At 64.3% G+C, this 2,454-nt stretch carries 1 protein-coding gene; it reads left to right on the top strand.

Going from position 1 to position 2,454, the window contains the following annotated elements:
• Nucleotides 1-124: 124 nt before the first annotated feature.
• The coding region (locus EN939_RS29790; protein WP_164751337.1) for a GcvT family protein at nt 125-2,454 on the top strand (2,330 nt) is incomplete at its 3' end.

Raw genomic sequence — 2,454 nt, 5'->3', positions numbered from 1 at the left:
GCGCAAGGAAGCGATCGGGCAGGGCGAGCCGTGATGATTGCAGGATTGTGCGCGCACACCGGCTTGGCTCCTCCCATGTCGATTCATTCCACCCATCCAACTCATTGATAACAGAGCAAAACTCATGAAATCGCATGCAAAGGTCGTGGTCATTGGCGGTGGCGTCGTCGGGTGCTCCGTGCTGTTCCATCTCGCCCGCCACGGCTGGACCGATGTTGTCCTGCTGGAGCGCGACGAATTGACGTCCGGCTCGACCTGGCACGCGGCCGGGGGCATGCACACCATCAATGGCGACCCCAACGTCGCCAAGCTGCAGAAATACACCATCAACCTCTACAAGGAGATCGAGGAGCTTTCCGGCCAGGCGACCGGCGTGCATCTGACCGGTGGCGTGCTTTTGGCGGCAACCGAGGCGCGGCTGGACTGGCTGCGCGGCGTCGTCGCCAAGGGCCGTTATCTCGGCATCGAGCTCGAGGAGATCTCGCCCAACGAAGCGGCCGAGCTGATGCCGCTGCTCGATCCCAAGCAGTTCGTCGGCGCCGTCAGGAACAAGGAGGACGGCCATCTCGATCCCTCAGGCGTTACCCATGCCTATGCCAAGGCCGCGCGGAAACTTGGGGCGGAAGTGGAGCGCTTCACCAAGGTCGAGGACATCGTGCGCCGGCCCGACGGGCTATGGCGCGTCATCACCAACAAGGGCGAGGTGGTGGCCGAGCATGTCGTCAATGCCGGCGGCCTGTGGGCGCGCGAGGTCGGCCGCATGGTTGGTCTCGAACTGCCGGTGCTGGCCATGGAGCACATGTACCTGATCACCGAGGACATGCCTGAGGTCGCCGCCTGGAATGCCAAGACCGGCACCGAGATCATCCACGCGGTCGATTTCGACGGCGAGCTTTACCTGCGCCAGGAGCGCGGCGGCATGCTGATGGGCACCTATGAGAAGGCCAACAAGCCGTGGTCCGAATACCAGACGCCATGGAATTTCGGCCATGAATTGCTGGAGCCGGACATCGACCGCATCGCGCCGTCTCTGGAAGTCGGCTTCCGCCATTTCCCCGCCTTCCAGAACACCGGCATCAAGCAGATCATCAACGGCCCCTTCACTTTCGCCCCTGATGGCAACCCGCTGGTCGGGCCGGTGCGCGGCCTGCCGGGCTTCTGGGTCGCCTGCGGTGTCATGGCCGGTTTTTCGCAAGGCGGCGGCGTCGGCCTTGCTTTGTCGAACTGGATGATCGAGGGCGATCCCGGCGCCGATATCTGGGCGATGGATGTCGCGCGCTATGGCGACTGGGCGACGATGGCCTACACCAACGCCAAGGTGCGCGAGAATTATTCCAGGCGCTTTTCGATCCGCTTCCCCAATGAGGAGCTGCCCGCCGGGCGGCCGCTGAAGACGACGCCGATCTATGATCTGCTGTCTGCTGGGGGTGCGCAATGGGGCGTTGCCTATGGGCTGGAAGTGCCGCTGTGGTACGCGCCGGAAGGCGTCAAGGACGAGTTCTCGTGGCGCCGCTCGAGCGACTTCACGCAGGTCGCCAAGGAGGTCGCGACGGTACGTGACAGTGTCGGCCTGTCCGAGATTTCGAGCTTCGCCAAATACCAGGTGACGGGTGAGGGAGCGGCCGCCTGGCTCGACCGGATGCTTACCTGCAAACTGCCGAAACCCGGCCGCATGACGCTGGCGCCGATGCTGAAGCAGGACGGCAGGCTCATCGGCGACTTCACGCTGGCCAATCTGGGGGAGGATGGCTGGTTCCTCGCCGGCTCCGGCATCGCCGAGCAATACCACATGCGCTGGTTCGAGAAGCACCTGCCTGACGATGGATCGGTCCGCATCGAAGCGCTGGGCGCGAGGCTCACCGGTCTGTCGATCGCCGGCCCGAAGGCGCGGGATGTGCTGGCAAAGGCCACGCGCTCGGATGTCTCCAACGCGGCATTTTCCTTCATGGCCATTGGCCGGATGGATATCGGCATGGCGCCGTGCCTGGTCGGCCGTGTGAGCTATACCGGCGATCTCGGCTACGAAATCTGGGTGGCGCCGGAATACCAGCGCGCCGCCTATCAAGCGCTGATGGCGGCGGGCGAGGAATTCGGCATCGGCCTCTTCGGCTCGCGCGCGCTCAATGCGCTGCGGCTGGACAAGAATTACGGCTCATGGGGGCGCGAGTACCGGCCGATCTACGGGCCGCTGGAAGCGGGGCTCGACCGCTTTGTTGCTTACGGCAAGGACGCCGATTTCATCGGCAAGGCCGCGGCGCTGGCCGAGCGCAGGCAGGGCGGCAAATTGCGCCTGCGCGCCTTTATCGTCGATGCCGACGATGCCGATGTCATTGGCGACGAGCCGATCTGGTTCGATGGCGCCGTGCGCGGTTGGGTGACGTCGGGCGGCTATGCGCATCATTCGAAGAAGTCCGTCGCCGTCGGCTATGTGCCGAAGGAGATCGCAGATGAGAG

It is taken from the genome of Mesorhizobium sp. M7A.F.Ca.CA.002.05.1.1, from assembly GCF_003998335.1.
In the GTDB taxonomy this organism is placed as follows: domain Bacteria; phylum Pseudomonadota; class Alphaproteobacteria; order Rhizobiales; family Rhizobiaceae; genus Mesorhizobium.
Note: the sequence above shows the minus strand (reverse complement) of the source record. Positions and strands in the feature narration are given on the sequence as shown.